The 15,043-nt window shown below is 65.8% G+C and carries 17 protein-coding genes; 7 read left to right on the top strand and 10 right to left on the bottom strand.

Annotated elements, in window-relative coordinates:
* Window positions 1-77 precede the first annotated feature (77 nt).
* Window positions 78-842 (bottom strand): SapC family protein, encoded by a 765-nt coding sequence (locus ACFQ00_RS16505; protein WP_381493312.1) that lies wholly within the window; start codon window positions 840-842, stop codon window positions 78-80.
* A 104-nt stretch (window positions 843-946) separates the two neighbouring features.
* Between ACFQ00_RS16505 and ACFQ00_RS16500 the strand changes: the two genes are divergently transcribed.
* From ACFQ00_RS16500 to ACFQ00_RS16490, 3 genes are all read left to right on the top strand, one after another.
* The gene (locus ACFQ00_RS16500; protein ID WP_381493309.1) at window positions 947-2,347 is read left to right on the top strand and encodes a leucyl aminopeptidase family protein; all 1,401 of its coding nucleotides are present in this window, start codon (window positions 947-949) and stop codon (window positions 2,345-2,347) included.
* Between the two features lie 90 nt (window positions 2,348-2,437).
* Entirely contained in the window at window positions 2,438-2,827 is a 390-nt protein-coding gene (locus ACFQ00_RS16495; protein WP_381493306.1) for a MarR family transcriptional regulator, read from the top strand.
* Window positions 2,784-3,653 (top strand): C40 family peptidase, encoded by an 870-nt coding sequence (locus ACFQ00_RS16490; protein ID WP_381493303.1) that lies wholly within the window; start codon window positions 2,784-2,786, stop codon window positions 3,651-3,653. The genes ACFQ00_RS16495 and ACFQ00_RS16490 overlap by 44 nt, the downstream gene beginning before the upstream one ends.
* Here the strand turns inward: ACFQ00_RS16490 and mltG are convergent.
* The 5 genes from mltG to fabD all read right to left on the bottom strand — a co-directional run bounded on the left by mltG (window position 3,648) and on the right by fabD (window position 7,981).
* Entirely contained in the window at window positions 3,648-4,607 is a 960-nt protein-coding gene (gene mltG, locus ACFQ00_RS16485) for an endolytic transglycosylase MltG (protein ID WP_381493300.1), read from the bottom strand. The two genes, ACFQ00_RS16490 and mltG, sit on opposite strands and share 6 nt — an antisense overlap.
* 4 nt (window positions 4,608-4,611) lie before the next feature.
* A complete protein-coding gene (fabF, locus tag ACFQ00_RS16480; protein WP_381493297.1) occupies window positions 4,612-5,871 on the bottom strand; it encodes a beta-ketoacyl-ACP synthase II in 1,260 nt (419 codons plus the stop codon).
* A 99-nt stretch (window positions 5,872-5,970) separates the two neighbouring features.
* The gene (locus tag ACFQ00_RS16475) at window positions 5,971-6,210 is read right to left on the bottom strand and encodes an acyl carrier protein (protein ID WP_121050812.1); all 240 of its coding nucleotides are present in this window, start codon (window positions 6,208-6,210) and stop codon (window positions 5,971-5,973) included.
* A gap of 82 nt (window positions 6,211-6,292) precedes the next feature.
* Window positions 6,293-7,030, bottom strand: coding sequence for a 3-oxoacyl-[acyl-carrier-protein] reductase (fabG, locus tag ACFQ00_RS16470; protein WP_381493293.1), 738 nt, complete (start codon window positions 7,028-7,030; stop codon window positions 6,293-6,295).
* 12 nt (window positions 7,031-7,042) lie between these two features.
* Window positions 7,043-7,981, bottom strand: coding sequence for an ACP S-malonyltransferase (gene fabD, locus ACFQ00_RS16465; protein WP_381493290.1), 939 nt, complete (start codon window positions 7,979-7,981; stop codon window positions 7,043-7,045).
* Window positions 7,982-8,257: 276 nt separating this feature from the next.
* Between fabD and ACFQ00_RS16460 the strand changes: the two genes are divergently transcribed.
* The 4 genes from ACFQ00_RS16460 (at window position 8,258) to rplI (ending at window position 10,835) form a co-directional block, all read left to right on the top strand.
* Window positions 8,258-9,391, top strand: coding sequence for a tetratricopeptide repeat protein (locus ACFQ00_RS16460; protein ID WP_381493287.1), 1,134 nt, complete (start codon window positions 8,258-8,260; stop codon window positions 9,389-9,391).
* 155 nt (window positions 9,392-9,546) lie between these two features.
* Window positions 9,547-9,984, top strand: coding sequence for a 30S ribosomal protein S6 (gene rpsF / locus ACFQ00_RS16455; protein ID WP_293780472.1), 438 nt, complete (start codon window positions 9,547-9,549; stop codon window positions 9,982-9,984).
* Window positions 9,985-9,986: 2 nt separating this feature from the next.
* Window positions 9,987-10,211 (top strand): 30S ribosomal protein S18, encoded by a 225-nt coding sequence (gene rpsR / locus ACFQ00_RS16450; RefSeq protein ID WP_121050826.1) that lies wholly within the window; start codon window positions 9,987-9,989, stop codon window positions 10,209-10,211.
* A 21-nt stretch (window positions 10,212-10,232) separates the two neighbouring features.
* Window positions 10,233-10,835 (top strand): 50S ribosomal protein L9, encoded by a 603-nt coding sequence (rplI, locus tag ACFQ00_RS16445; protein ID WP_381493427.1) that lies wholly within the window; start codon window positions 10,233-10,235, stop codon window positions 10,833-10,835.
* Window positions 10,836-10,896: 61 nt separating this feature from the next.
* Here the strand turns inward: rplI and ACFQ00_RS16440 are convergent, their stop codons facing one another.
* From ACFQ00_RS16440 to ACFQ00_RS16425, 4 genes are all read right to left on the bottom strand, one after another.
* Window positions 10,897-11,502: a DUF938 domain-containing protein gene (locus tag ACFQ00_RS16440; RefSeq protein ID WP_381493282.1), complete on the bottom strand. Its 606-nt coding sequence runs from the start codon at window positions 11,500-11,502 to the stop codon at window positions 10,897-10,899.
* A 35-nt stretch (window positions 11,503-11,537) separates the two neighbouring features.
* Window positions 11,538-12,701 carry a dipeptidase gene (locus ACFQ00_RS16435; RefSeq protein WP_381493279.1) on the bottom strand — a complete coding sequence of 388 codons (1,164 nt, stop codon included), beginning with the start codon at window positions 12,699-12,701 and terminating at the stop codon, window positions 11,538-11,540.
* A 159-nt stretch (window positions 12,702-12,860) separates the two neighbouring features.
* Window positions 12,861-13,940: a YkvI family membrane protein gene (locus ACFQ00_RS16430; protein ID WP_381493276.1), complete on the bottom strand. Its 1,080-nt coding sequence runs from the start codon at window positions 13,938-13,940 to the stop codon at window positions 12,861-12,863.
* A gap of 47 nt (window positions 13,941-13,987) precedes the next feature.
* Complete coding sequence (locus tag ACFQ00_RS16425; protein ID WP_381493273.1) at window positions 13,988-15,028, bottom strand: DUF1611 domain-containing protein; 1,041 nt, start codon at window positions 15,026-15,028, stop codon at window positions 13,988-13,990.
* Window positions 15,029-15,043 lie beyond the last annotated feature (15 nt).

Raw genomic sequence — 15,043 nt, 5'->3', positions numbered from 1 at the left:
CCCTTCCTGCGATTGCCCTGCACGTACGGGGAGTCTAGGGCGAATCCCCTGCGGTGCAAGACAGCGCGGGAAAGCGATCAGGCTTCCGTTTTTTCCGCCGCGTTTTTCGCCGCGCCCTGCGAGAACAGGTCGGTGACGTAGGACAGCGAGAAGAGGTGCGCGTATATCAGCGGCAACATGCCGTTCTGGATGAGCTTGCGCGCCTGATCGCCGCGCAGGTCACGGATCTTGTCCTGCGAGATCATCTTGAAGCCGCGGTAGATCGCGGGCTGCGCCATGCCATCCATCTGGATGGAAACCTCGCCGTCCATCAGGAATTCGCCCTTTTCGAGCTCCTGCACGAACGCCTGCGTCTTGCGCATCGAGTTTTCGAACTGCTCGCAGAATTCGAGGACGTTCTTCACGACATCGGTCGCCTCGCCATCCTTGAACAGCGGATCGCCTTCGTCGGCGCCGAGATCCTCGGAGGTCTCGTCGAAGCAGAGCGTCAGTTCCTCGGACTGCGGATTGATCCGCGCGAGGAGGAACGGATAGCGGCGCACATAGGCAGGCACATAGGTGCCGGCGCGCCAGTTGCCCGCTTCGTCGACGAACAGGTTCTGGCCTTCGCTGAGCGAGGTGAGCGCGAGCGGCACGGGCGTCTGGCCCGCCGCGAAGACGATCGGGTAGTGGCGCTGCACGAGGTGGAACTCGTCGACCGTGATCGGGATCGCGTGCAGCCCGCGCGCGAAGGGCGCACCCGTACGGGACTTCAGCCCGAGCGCCTGATGCACCGTCGAGGAGAGCGGCGCGAGCGCGTTGTAGAGCGGCGGCAACTGGGCGGCTTGCGGATTGGTGGCCATTGTGTTCCTTCAGGCGCAGGTACGGAGTTGAAATTTGGCCGACCGTTTAGGCGGTCTGCCGCTTCGCGGCAAGCGAAGAGCAGGAACGGAAAAGCGCGAACACGATGGAATCTGCCAGCCTTATCGAACATGACACGGGACAGGACGCCCGTGAGATCGCGCTTGTCGATCCCGCCGGCTTCGAAGCGTGGCGGGACGCGCTGCCGGCACGTGCGCGCGCCGCAGTGGAAGCCGCGCAGTTCAAGGGCGCGGCCGGTACGCGGGTGATCCTTCCGGGGAGCGAGGCGGAAAGCTGGAGCGCCGCCTTCGGCGCTCCAGCCACGCTCGGGCCGTGGGACCTTGCCGGTGCCGTGAAAGCCCTGCCCGCCGGGCGTTACAGGCTCGCGGCGGGCCGCGAAGGGGGCGCGGCTACGCTCGGCTGGATGCTCGCGCACTATACGTTCACGCGCTACCTTTCCGAACCCAAGCCCCTCGAGCCGCGGACGCTGCTGGTCCCGAAATCGGTCGACATCGCAGCGCTCGCGCGGCTTGCGGACGCGCAGGTTCTGATCCGCGATCTCGTCAACACGCCTGCCGAGGACATGGGGCCCGAGGCGCTGGAGGCGGCCGTGCGCGATGTCGCGCGCCACCACGGCGCCGAGGTGAAGGTCACCACCGGCGACGATCTGCTGACGGCGAACTTCCCGACGATCCACGCGGTTGGCCGCGCCGCCGGCGCGGGCCGTGAACCCCGGCTGATCGACATGAGCTGGGGCCGCAAGGGCGACCCGAAGCTGACGCTCATCGGCAAGGGCGTGTGCTTCGATTCGGGCGGGCTCGACATCAAGAGCGCGGGCAACATGCTGCTGATGAAGAAGGACATGGGCGGCGCGGCGCACGCGCTTGCGCTCGCAGGGCTGGTGATGGGCGCGAAGCTGCGCGTGCGGCTGCGCCTCCTCATTCCGGCGGTCGAGAACGCCATAGACGGCGGCGCGTTCCGGCCAGGCGACATCATCAAGACGCGCAAGGGCCTCTCCGTCGAGATCGGCAACACCGATGCCGAGGGGCGGCTCGTGCTGTGCGACGCACTCGCACTCGCGGGCGAGGACAGCCCGGAGATGATCCTCGACTTCGCGACATTGACCGGCGCAGCGCGCGTGGCGCTCGGCCCCGATCTCCCCGCGCTCTTCGCCAACGACGAGGCGCTTGCCGAGGGGCTGCTCGAAGGCGCCGGGGCGAGCGGCGACCCGCTGTGGCGGATGCCGCTGTGGAAACCCTATGCGGAAATGCTGAAGTCCGACGTGGCGGACATCAACAACAGCGCTTCGGGCGCGTTCGCCGGGGCGATCACCGCAGCGCTCTACCTCGAAAAATTCGTCGATCCGAAAACGCCGTGGGCGCACCTTGATACGTTCGCGTGGATGCCGACGGCGAAACCGGGCCGCCCGAAAGGCGGGGAAGCGCTGGGTCTACGGGCGTTTTGGGCGTATATTGAGAAACGTTACGGCAATCATCGCGCCGAATGAACGCTTCAACGGGTTAACCCAAATTATCAACACATCATTAACTCCCGTTAAAATATGGTGACCCGAAACGACATAACGGGTGAAACAGCCATGACCCTCTCAGGCCTAGACGACCGGATTGATGCGCTCCTCAGCCCCTGGATGCAGACGGTCATTGCCTATGTGCAATCGAACCGTCCGGATCTTACCAACCGGCAGATGGCGCTGCTGCTGCTCGTCTACCTGACACAGGGACCGCATACGGTACGCGGCCTTGCGGCCAAGCTCCGGGTTTCGAAACCCGTAATCACGCGGGCACTCAACACGCTCGGCGCCTTCGGCTATATCCGCCGCCAGAAGGACGAGAGTGACCTGCGCAACATCTTCGTCGAGCGGACAGCGCAGGGCCACGAATTCCTCGAGACCTTCGCAGGAATGATCGAGACGACGCAGGGCCATGCCAACCGCAGCACCGAACGCGAGGATCGCGCCTACCTCTAACCCCGACCCACGCATCCATGCGTGGCGGGACGATCTCGCCGATGCTGCGCTGGAGGGTGTTGTCGATGTGCCGCGCTTCGCAGCGCCCGTTCGCCATCGGCTGACCGCGCCGCAAGCGCCCATCCGCAAGGCGTCGGAATTGGATGCCGTCGCAGTGAGCGAGCTGCTTTCGGGGGAGGCGTTCGACGTGCTCGACGTGTCGGGCGGCGTCGCATGGGGCTACAGCGTTCACGACCATTATGTCGGCTATGTCGATGCCGCGCTGCTTGCCGAAGGCACCGAGGCGCCGACGCACCGGATTGCTGCGCCGACCGCGCTCGTTTTCGCGAAGCCCGACATCAAATCCACCGTGATCGGCGCGCTGCCGATGGGGGCGCTGACCCGCGCCGTGGAGCATGACGAGAAATTCGTGTCCGCCGCCGGGGGCTATGTTCACAGGCGCCACATCGCCGCGATCGATGACCGCGCCGCTGATCCGGTGGCGATTGCCGAACTGTTCCTCGGCACGCCCTACAAGTGGGGCGGGCGCACGCGCGGCGGGCTCGACTGCTCGGGCCTCGTGCAGGTCGCGCTCGATGCGTGCGGCATCGGCTGCCCCCGCGACAGCGACATGCAGGCGGCGCTTGGGTCAGAGGTCGAGGATCGGCGCTATCGGCGCGGGGACCTCGTGTTCTTCCCCGGCCATGTCGGCTTCATGTTCGACGAGACGCGGCTGCTCCACGCCAACGCCTTCTTCATGTCCACGGTGATCGAGCCGCTCGACGACGTGGTGGGTCGCCTGTTGCCGCAGTACGACGCGCCGGTGACGGCGGTGCGAAGGCTATAGCTCGCCGCGTTCCCGGCGGATCGCCCGCCACTTCACGACATTGGCGTTATGCTCGGCAAGCGTGCGCGCGAACACGTGACCGCCGGTGCCGTCCGCCACGAAATAGAGCGCGTCGGTGGTTTCGGGATCGAGCACGGCCTCGATCGACGCGCGCCCCGGATTGGCGATCGGCCCCGTTGGAAGCCCCGCCTTCGCATAGGTATTGTAGCCGTTGTCGGCGCGCAGTTCCGACTGGCGGATGCGACGGCCGAGCGGCTTGCCCTTCGTGATCGGGTAGATCACCGTGGGATCTGCCTGCAGCATCATGCCGATGCGGATGCGGTTCGAATAGACGCCCGCGATCGTGCGGCGTTCCTCCGCCTTCGCGGTTTCCTTCTCGACGATGGCGGCAAGGTTCACGGCCTCCTCGGGCGTCTTGACGACGGACGAGGATTTGCGCGCGGGCCAGAGCTCGGCGAGCGTCTTCGCCATCGCATCCTGCATCCGCTTCAGCACGGCGGCGCGCGGCTCGCCACGCTCGAAACTGTAGCCGCCCGGGAGCACCGAGCCTTCCGCCGGAACCTCCACGTCGCCGGTGAGCAGATCTTCGGCCATCAGTCTTTCATGGACGAGGATCGACGGCAGGCCTTCGGGCACGACGATCAGCCGCTGGAGCGGTTCGCCATGCTGGAGGATGCGCAGGATCGCCGCCGCGCTGCTGCCAGCCGGGATGCGGAACTCGCCCGCCTTGATAGGCGCGCCGGAGCCGAGCACGCGCGCCATCAGCCGGAACGCGTCCGACGAGCGGATCGCGCCTGCCTTTTCGAGCTGGACGGCGGTGGCGGCGAGCGACGCGCCGCGCGGCACGATGATGTCCGCGTCCTTCGCGAGCGGGCCGCTGGCGGTCCACTGGAAAGCAAGCACGGCAGCCGCCGCCAGCGCCGCGATGACGATGGCGACCAGCAGCTTTTTCATACAGTCAGAGTGCCTTGACGATCAGCGAGGCGTTGGTGCCGCCGAAACCGAAGCTGTTGTTGAGCGCGGCCTTGATCTTGCGCTCACGCGCGACGAGCGGGACGAGGTCGACACCCGCGCAGCCATCGCTCGGGTTTTCGAGGTTGATCGTCGGCGGGGCGATCTGGTCGCGGATGGCGAGCAGGCAGAAGATCGTTTCGACCGCGCCGGCGCCGCCCAGAAGGTGCCCGATCGCGCTCTTCGTCGACGACATCGACACCGTATCCATCGCACTGCCGAACAGACGGCGGACGGCGCCGAGTTCGATCTCGTCGCCGAGCGGTGTCGAGGTGCCGTGGGCGTTGATGTAGTCGATGTCGGCGGGGTTCATGCCCGCCTTCTTCAGCGCCATCTGCATCGAACGGAAACCGCCGAAGCCTTCGGGATGCGGCGCGGTGACGTGGTAGGCGTCGCCGGTGAGACCGTAGCCGACGACCTCGCCATAAATCTTCGCGCCGCGCTTCTTCGCATGTTCATACTCTTCGAGCACGACGACGCCCGCGCCTTCGCCCATCACGAAGCCGTCGCGGTCCTTGTCGTAGGGGCGGCTGGCGCGTTCCGGCTGGTCGTTGAACGCCGTGGAGAGCGCGCGGGCCTGTGCGAAACCGGCGATGCCGAGCGGGCAGATCGCGCTTTCGGCGCCACCCGCCAGCATGATGTCTGCATCATCGAGCGCGATCATGCGCGCGGCATCGCCGATCGAGTGCGCGCCCGTGGAGCAGGCGGTGACGACGGCGTGGTTCGGGCCCATCAGGCCGTACTTGATCGAGACCTGGCCCGACACGAGGTTGATGAGGCGGCCGTGCACGAAGTGCGGGCTGACGCGGCGCGGGCCCTTTTCATGGAGCACGATCGATTCGGATTCGATGCCCGGCAGACCGCCGATGCCCGAGCCGATCGAGCAGCCCGCACGCAGCTTCTGCTCGTCGGTGAGGTTTGCGAGGCCCGCGTCCTCGATTGCCTGGCCGGCGGCATCGATGCCGAACTGGATGAACAGGTCGACCTGGCGCTGGACCTTGTGATCGACACGCTTCGAGACATCCCAGCCATCCTCGCGGCCGTCCATCTTCACTTCGCACGCGATGGTGCAGGCCTGATCCGACGGGTCGAACCGGGTGATGCGCGCAGCGCCCGACTTCGAGGCAAGGATATTGCGCCAGCTGGATTCAACGTCCCCGCCAAGCGGTGTGACAAGACCCAGTCCGGTGACGACGACGCGGCGCATTCGGTTCTCCCGTGTCCTGATAACAAGCGAGCGGCCCTCCGGCTTTTCCGGGGAGCCGCTCGCGATTCCGTGCCGTTCGGTCCGGCAAGCGTCCCCGTGTCAGGCGGCGCTGTTTTCCTCGATGTAGCCGATGGCGTCCTTCACGGTGAGGATCTTCTCGGCCGCATCGTCAGGGATCTCGACGCCGAACTCTTCCTCGAACGCCATCACCAGCTCGACCGTGTCGAGGCTGTCCGCGCCGAGATCGTCGATGAAGCTCGCGTCCTCGGTCACCTTGTCCGGCTCGACGCCGAGGTGTTCGACGACGATCTTCTTCACGCGTTCTGCGACATCGCTCATATAATGGTCCCCTCAGAAGAACAGGATTACGTTTGATTTGGCAGTAGCCGGGTGGCCGTGGCCTTGCAAGTCCCCGTGTAGCTCAGATCATCGCCATTCCGCCATTCACATGAAGTGTCTGGCCGGTAACATAGCCGGCTTCACGGCTGGCGAGATAGACGACCGCACCCGCCACGTCGCTGCCTTCGCCGAGGCGACCGGCCGGAATCCGGCCCGTGAGCGCCTCTTTCTGGGCATCTGGCAGCGCATCCGTCATCGCCGAGAGGATGAAGCCCGGCGCGACACAGTTCACGGTGATGTTGCGGCTGGCGACTTCCTGCGCGAGCGCCTTCGACATGCCGACGAGGCCCGCCTTCGAGGCGGCGTAGTTCATCTGGCCCGGATTGCCGGTGGCGCCGACGACCGACGTGATCGAAATGATGCGCCCGAAACGCGCCTTCATCATGGGCTTGAGCGCGGCGCGCGAGAGGCGGAAGGCGGCCTCGAGGTTGATGCGGATCACGTCCGTCCACTCCTCGTCCTTCATGCGCATGGCGAGATTGTCGCGGGTGACGCCTGCGTTATTGACGAGGATGTCGATGCCGCCCATCGCCTCGACCGCCTGCCCGACGAGCGCGTCGACCGCGGCGCTGTCCGAAAGGTTGCAGGGCAGGATGTGCGTGGTGCCGCCGATTTCGGCCGCGACCGCCTTCAGGGCCTCCTCGCGGGTGCCGGACAGCGCGACCGTCGCGCCCTGCTCGCCAAGCGCCTTCGCGATCGCCGAACCGATACCGCCGCTCGCGCCCGTGACGAGCGCCTTCATGCCGGTGAGATCGAACATGTCTTGCCTCCCCTAGAGTGTCTTCGCCGCCGCTTCGATGTCGTCCATCGAAACGAGGCTGAGCGTTGCCGCATCGGGCGCGATGCGCTTGATCATCGGGCCGAGCACCTTGCCGCCGAACTCGACGAAGCCGTCGACGCCGAGGTCTGCCATCGCAAGGACGCTTTCGCGCCAGCGCACCGTGCCGGTGACCTGCTCCACCAGAAGCCGGCGAATTTCAGCGGGATCGGTGACGGGCGCAGCGGTGACGTTGGCGACGACGGGCACGAAGGGCGCCGCGATGTTTGCGCCTGCCAGCGCTTCCGCCATCTTTTCGGCGGCGGGTGCCATCAGCGAACAATGGAAGGGCGCAGATACCGGCAGCAACATGCCGCGCTTCGCGCCGAGTCCCTTGGCGATCTCGATGGCGCGCTCGACGGCGGCCTTGTGGCCCGAAATGACGACCTGCCCCGGCGCGTTGTCGTTCGCGGCCTGGCAGACTTCACCCTGAGCACCTTCCGCGGCGGCCTTCACGGCGGCTTCGAAATCGAGGCCGAGCAGCGCGGCCATCGCGCCCTCGCCCACCGGCACGGCCGCCTGCATCGCCTGACCACGCAGCTTCAGGAGCCGCGCTGTCTCGGCAAGCCCAAGACTGCCGGCCGCGCACAGCGCCGTGTACTCGCCGAGGCTGTGACCCGCCACGTAGGCGGCCTTGTCTGCAAGCAGCAGTCCGCCTTCCTTTTCGAGCACGCGGAGCGCCGCAATGGCGTTCGCCATGATCGCGGGCTGGGCGTTCTCGGTGAGCGTGAGGTCGGCCTCCGGGCCTTCGAACATCAGCTTCGAGAGGTTCTGCCCGAGTGCGTCGTCGACCTCCTGAAACACCTCGCGCGCGGCCGCGCTCGCAAGGCTGAGCGCCTGCCCCATGCCGACCGACTGGCTGCCCTGCCCCGGAAAAATGAATGCGCGTGCCATAGGGGCCGCCCCTTCTTCGTTGGTTACGATGCCTGCGGCAGGCGCTTAGTGATGTCCGTGCGCACGCGCAAGCGACAGAGGAATGTTGCGATTCGGCTCCGAATCGGTAAGGTTCGCGCGGTTTTCATTCGCCGTGATGAATGGCCCGTTCAGATGCAGGCCATCATTGCCGTGTAATAAAGCATGGTCAAAGGCTTGAAGCGGAGGACCCTCTTCAGGCGTTAATGTGCCTTGATTCGGCACGCTGGACCCGAAACTGGGAGTGGAAGGATTACGATGACGTTTGTTTCCCGCTTGACGATGGCTGCCGCGCTGGCGCTCGCGGTTCCCGCAGCCCTTTCGGCCCCGGCCGTGGCACAGGCGCTCTCGCCGGGTGTCGGCAAACCGCTGCAGGAAGCCTCGAACCTCGCGAAAGCCGGTAACCTCGCCGCCGCAACGGCGCGCGTGAATGCCGCCCGTAGCGCTGCGAGCACTGCGACCGAACGCCGCAAGGTCGCCGAAATGGCCGCCTTCGTGCACACCAAGGCTGGTCGCTGGGGTGCCGCCGCGCAGGAGCTCGAAAGCATCGGGGCACCCGCCTCGCAGCTCGCGCCGCTCTATTACCGCGCCGGCCAGCTCGACAAGGCCGTCGCGCTCGGCAAGAAGACCGGCGGCGTGCAGGGCCAGACGATCGTCGCCCAGTCGTATTTCCGTCAGGGCAACTTCAAGGGCGCTGCCGACGTCTACCAGAACCTCATCAAGCAGAACGGTGCTCGTGAAGGCTGGCTGCAGAGCCTCGCCAACGCCCAGTACAAGATGGACGACAAGAAGGGCTACCTCGCCACGACCGAGCGGCTCATCAAGATCGATCCGTCGCCGGCGCGCTGGCGTGCGCTCCTCGTCGACATGAAGAACGGGCAGATGCCCCGCGAAGCAAAGCTCGCGCTCTTCGAGCTGATGGAGCAGACGGGCAACATCACGAAACCTGAAGATTATCAGGAATATGCGAAGCTCGCGATCGTCGCGAACCAGCCCGCCGTCGCCAAGCGCGTGCTCGAAGCCGGCATGAAGTCGGGCGCCGTCGCTTCGACCGACACGATGAACGTCAAGCTGCTCGAGGCCGCCTCCAAGCGGGCTGCGGCTGCGGCTGCGGGCGCTTCGAAACTGCCGAAGGACGCCGGGGGCCAATTGCAGGCCGCCAACATTGCGTTCGGCGCGGGCGATTATGCCAAGGCTTCCTCGCTTTACGGCGCGGCCGCGAAGGCGGGCGGCGCCACCGGCGATCAGGCGAAGGTGCTGGGCGGCATCAGCCAGCTGCGTGCGGGCAACCGCTCGGCCGCATCGGCGACGTTCAAGAGCGTGCCTGAGGCAAGCGGCTTCAACGGCGTTGCGGCGCTGTGGGCGCTCTACGCATCGACGAACGCGGCCTAAGCTGCACTTGCCTTTCCGGCGCTTTTGCGCCATAGGGCCGTCACCAGCGGCGGGGAGCCAAGCTTCCCGCCGCTTGTTTTTGTATCCCGTAGCCAGCCGGAGGGGCGGCGGATTGCCCGTCGTCAGCGATCGGTATTTGAGGAGAAGATAGGACCATGCCCTCTTACGAGCATGTTTTCCTGGCGCGCCAGGACCTGTCCACCGCGCAGGTGGATAGCCTTGCCGAAACGTTCACGAAGATCATCGAGGACGGTGCAGGCAAGGTTGCAAAGACCGAATATTGGGGCCTGAAGAGCCTCGCCTACCGCATCAAGAAGAATCGCAAGGCGCACTACGTGCTGCTCAACATCGAGGCCCCGGCCCCGGCGGTGCACGAGCTGGAGCGCAACATCGCGATCAACGAAGATGTGATCCGCTACCAGACGATCCGCGTCGACGAGCTTGAAAAAGAGCCTTCGGCGATGATGCGCAAGAGCGATCGCGGCGACCGCGACTCGCGTGGACCGCGCGGTGATCGTGGGGATCGCGGCGACCGTGGAGATCGCGGTGGCGATCGTGACCGCGGCCCGCGCCGCGAGCGTGAAGGAGAATAACGATGGCACGCCCGTTTTTCCGTCGTCGCAAGACCTGCCCGTTCAGCCGGGCCGATGCGCCGAAGATCGATTACAAGGACGTGCGCCTGCTGCAGGGCTTCGTCTCCGAACGCGGCAAGATCGTGCCGAGCCGCATCACCGCGGTTTCGGCCAAGAAGCAGCGTGAGCTGGCCAAGGCGATCAAGCGCGCCCGCCACCTCGGCCTGCTGCCGTTCCTCGTTCGCTAAGGAAGGATAAGACCCATGGCTATGGACATCATCCTGCTTGAGCGCGTCGAGAACCTCGGCAGCATCGGCGACGTGGTTTCGGTTAAGCCCGGCTACGCCCGCAACTTCCTGCTGCCGCGCGGCAAGGCGCTTCGCGCCAACGACGCCAACAAGGCGAAGTTCGAAGCGAACCGCGAGCGCATCGAGAAGGAAAACGCCGAGAAGCGCTCGGGCGCCGAGACGGACTCGAAGAAGCTGAATGGCGCGAAGATCGTGCTGATTCGCGCCGCTTCGGACGCCGGTCACCTCTACGGCTCCGTCGCCGCGCGCGACATCGCCGAGGCGCTGACCGAAGCAAACGGCATCGCCGTCCACAAGAACCAGGTGGTGCTGAATACGCCGATCAAGGCGCTCGGCATTCACAAGGTCCGCGTGGCGCTGCACCCGGAAGTCAGCATCGAGATCGAGGCGAACGTCGCCCGCTCGAACGACGAGGCCGATCTGCAGGCGCAGGGCGTCGACGTGCTGGCCGACATGTTCGAAAAGGACGTGAGCGGCTTCACCGAAGAGCGCGACCCGAACCTCGAGCCGGGCGAGTTCGCCGCCGAGGCCGAGGTTGAGGCCGAAGGCGAAGCGAACGCCTGACATCAGGCTTCGTGACGAAAAAGGAGCGGCGCGGGGCAACCTGCGCCGCTCTTTTTTGTGGTCAGCGCCTGCGGAAGATGAGCGACAGGTTGTTCGCGGGCATCTCTACAAACCCTTCAAAGCCGAGGCCGTTTGCTTCGGCCTCGGCCCGTACATCCTCCAGCATTCTGAGGCCCCAGCGTGCGTCGCGGCCTTTCAGATCGGCATCGAAGGCTTCGTTGCTGAGCGCGGTCGGCGTATCAGCGCGGCGGAACGGCCCGTAGATGTAGAGGAGCCCGCCGGGGGTGAGGCGCTTGCCTGCACCCTTCATCAGCCCCTGCGTGGCCGCCCACGGGCTGATGTGCAGCATGTTGATGCAGACCGCGGCATCGAAATTGTCCACGGGCCAGTCTTCCGCCGCCGCGTCGAGCGCGAGCGGCGCGCGCACGTTCGGCAAGCCCTCGGCCTCAGCCCATGCGGCGATCGATTCGCGCGCCTCCTGCGACGGATCGCTCGGCTGCCAGACGAGACCGGGCCGCGCCTGCGCGAAGTGCACGACGTGCTCGCCGGTTCCGCTCGCGACTTCGAGCACCAGCCCCGATTCGGGCAGCAGCGGCCCCAGAACGTCCAGAATCGGATCGCGGTTGCGCGCAGTTGCGGGGGCGAAGCGACGGCGAGGCGGCGACATGTTCGGCATCGCCTGCTGATAACAGAAAAAGCGGATCAGCGCCGCGCGGCGTTTTCCTCGGCGAGGCGCAGGACGCGGAGTACGTTGCCGCTCCAGATCTTCTCGATGTCGGCGTCCGAGAAACCTTCGGCGCGCAGGCGCTCGGTGACCTTGGGAAGGCCGCCGATATCCTCGAGGCCTTTCACGCCGCCGCCGCCATCCCAGTCCGCGCCGATGCCGACGTGGTCGACGCCCGCCATCTTGATGATGTGGAGCAGGCTTTTCATGAAAGCTTCGAAGTCGGTGTTCTGAAGCGGCATCACCGCATCGAGCGCGCGCGTTTCACGCGTCAGCTTCGCCTGTTCCTCCGGCGTCATCGTGCCGATGTGTTCGAGCTGCGCGAAGAGCGCGTTGCGTTCCGGCGTGAAGTTCATCGGGGCGAGAAATACGGTGGTGACGCAGATCACGCCGCCCGCCTCGGCGAGCTTGCGAATGCGCGCGTCATCGAGATTGCGGGGCTGGTCCGAGATCGTCTTCGAACCCGAATGCGACAGAATGAGCGGTGTCTTCGACAGCGCCAGCATCTGATCGAACGCGGCATCCGACGAATGGCTGCCATCGATCACGATGCCGAGACGGTTCATCTCGGCAACCCACTGCCGCCCGAGCGGGCTGAGGCCGTTCCACTGCGGCGTATCGGTCGCGGAATCGGCGAACTGGTTGTTCTTGCCGTGCACCGGCCCTGCCAGACGCACGCCGAGATCGTAGAACGTCTTCAGCAGCGAAAGGTCTTCGCCGAGCGGGTAGGAATTCTCGATGCTGAGCCAGCCGAAGCGTTTGCCTGCGGCATCCATCCGTTTCGCGTCGGCGGCGGTCGAGATGAGCGCGATGCGATCCGGGAACTTCGCCAGCGTCGTGCGAATGAGATCGGCGCGGCCGAGCGCAAACGCCTTTGCCTTCGCGAAGCCTTCCGCCGTCACCGGACCCTGTTCGGTGTAAATCACGAAGAAGCCGCCATCGAGATCGCCTTCGTCCATGCGGCCCATGTCCACCTGAACGAGATCGGTGTCGTAGCTGTGCTTGTCGCCGAAGCTCCACTCCTGGCGCGCGAAGTGCATCGGCGTATCGAGGTGCGTATCGAGCGTCAGCGTACGCTGGTGCAGCGTTTCGGCGTGCGCCGGCACCGCGGCGGCGAGGAGGACGGCAAGGATACGCTTCATTTCAAATCTCCTTTTCACCGCGAACGGCTTGCCGGTCGATCGGGTCCGATAACATCGTCCCGGATCGACCGGCACACGCTCGCCGAGTTTCGAATCCCGAGGCCCTGGGACAGCGACGGGTTATCGCCCTCGGCGATCGCGATGGGTTTCAGCCCGGTCTCACGCGCTCACATCGGCCGGCGATCCGCCCTTGACGACCCGGTAGAGGCCGATCGTCATGAGCGGGACCACGAACAGGGCGAGAAAGACGAAGGCAAGGATGCGGTAGCCGTTCGCAATGAGCGCAACGAGACCGAAGTGATCGGCAACGAAGATGCAGCCGATCAGCAGCACCGTGGCGATGAGCGCGCGAGGGCGCGTGCCGAGATCCGTTCCCCGCCGCGCGCGCCACACACCCGCAATCCGTTCGTTGATCGCATGAACCGAACCCGTGCCGCTTTCGAGAAGCGCAGTGAAGATCATGAACTGGAACAGCAGGTGGAAGAGCGGCATTTCGAGGTGCCGAAGCATGAAATCGGACGGCAGCTCTTCGTGCTGGATGCCGGGATAGAAGGCGATCATGCACACGAAGAACAGGATCGCGGGCGCCATCGCGAGCGGCCCGGCGATCAACCCCGAGACGACGGCATCGCGCTGGCTGTGAAGATGGCGCAGCACCGGCAGGATCACCACCGCGCCGACGATGTTGTAGGAGGCATAAGTAATGCCGCCGAGCATCCACCCGTCGCTGGACGCGGGGATCGCGAAATTGGCCGCGATCTTGTCGCCGAAGGTGCCGAGCGCGAGGACGAGGAACAGCGCGTAGACGCCGTAGAGAAGAAACGAGACATACTTGAACAGCTCTTCGACCGAGCTGTTGCCGAACGCCGCGAAGCCCGCGATCGACCCGGCGAGGATCAGCGTGCCGACGATCGGCGGCAGGCCGAACATCGCCGCGCCGATCGCGCCCGCAGCCGCGCCGAACACCGACAGGATCAGGATCACGAACAGCACGTAGGCGATCTCGAACACGATCCAGCCCGGCCCGAGAAGGCGCGCGAAGAAAGTGCGATAGTCGAGCGCCCCGACCTTCCGCGCGAAGGCAAAGGTGGTGGCGGCGATAATGCTCCAGAGCACCGTCGCGAGCAGCATTGCGGCAAGCCCGCCCCACGGCCCGCTCGGCATGAAGAATTCGGCGAGTTCACGCCCGGTGGCGTAACCGCCCCCGATCACCACGGCCTTGAATGCGAAACCCGGCAACAGAAATCTCTGGAACCAGCTCGACGTTGTCCCCTCCCCCACGCAGTCTATCCTATGCAGTTATCGACGAGTTTCTGAAAAGCCGCGCCGCCGCGGATTGGGTCCGCGACAGGAAGGCCGAGGCGCTTGCTTTCGGCTTCCATAAGCGCGTCGGCCTCGGCGGCATCCATGCCGCTGGTGTTGAATGCGATGCCCGCGCAGCGGATCGCCGGATTGGTACGCCGCCCCAGCAGCAGGTTGAGCTCGATCGTCTCTTCAAGGCTCGGGATCGCGTAGCCCGGCGCACCGATGATCTCCGCGCGCCCCGGCTGGTGGCACACCACGATCACGTCGGGCTGGCTGCCGTGCAGAAGGCCGAGCGAAACCGCTGCATAGGCCGGGTGGAACAGCGAGCCCTGCCCTTCGATCACGTCCCAATGATCGGGTGCTGCGTCCGGGCTCAGCACTTCAGCGGCGCCTGCCTCGAAGTCCGAAACCACCGCGTCCATCGGGATGCCGCCGCCCGCGATCATGATGCCGGTTTGCCCGGTGGCGCGGAAATCGGCGTCCACGCCGCGTTCCGCGAACGCGTTTGCCAGTGACAGAGCCGTGTATTTCTTGCCGAGCGCGCAATCCGTTCCCACCGTCAGCAGGCGCTTGCCCGTCCGCTTGCGGCCGGTGCCCACCGGCAGACCCGCCGGCGGAACGCGCACGTCGATCAGGCGCCGGCCGTGCTTCGCCGCCGCCTCGGCAAGCTCGGGGACATCCCCGAGCCGGACGTGCATACCACTGATGAGATCAAGGCCCGCCTCGAGCGCTTCCACGAGCGCGGGCACCCACGACGGCGCAATGCCACCGCCGCCGGGCGCAACGCCGATCACCATCGACCGCGCACCCCGCGCATAGCCTTCCGCAGGCGTCAGTTCAGCCAGACCCGCCGTCACTGTTCCCGCTGCAAGCCGGTACTCCCCCACGCACTTGTCGCCCGCCCAGTCGCGAAGACCAAACGCCGTCTTCGCGTAACCACTCTCTACAGTGTCCCCGAGAAACAGCAAATACGGGGTCGGAAGCCGAAGCTGGGCATTACCGGGGAAAGACGACATGTGCATGGGGACCAGTCTGTT

Origin of the sequence: Sphingosinicella xenopeptidilytica, assembly GCF_042676985.1 — a bacterium.
GTDB classification, from domain to species: domain Bacteria; phylum Pseudomonadota; class Alphaproteobacteria; order Sphingomonadales; family Sphingomonadaceae; genus Sphingosinicella; species Sphingosinicella xenopeptidilytica.
This window is presented reverse-complemented; position numbering and strand designations above follow the sequence as displayed.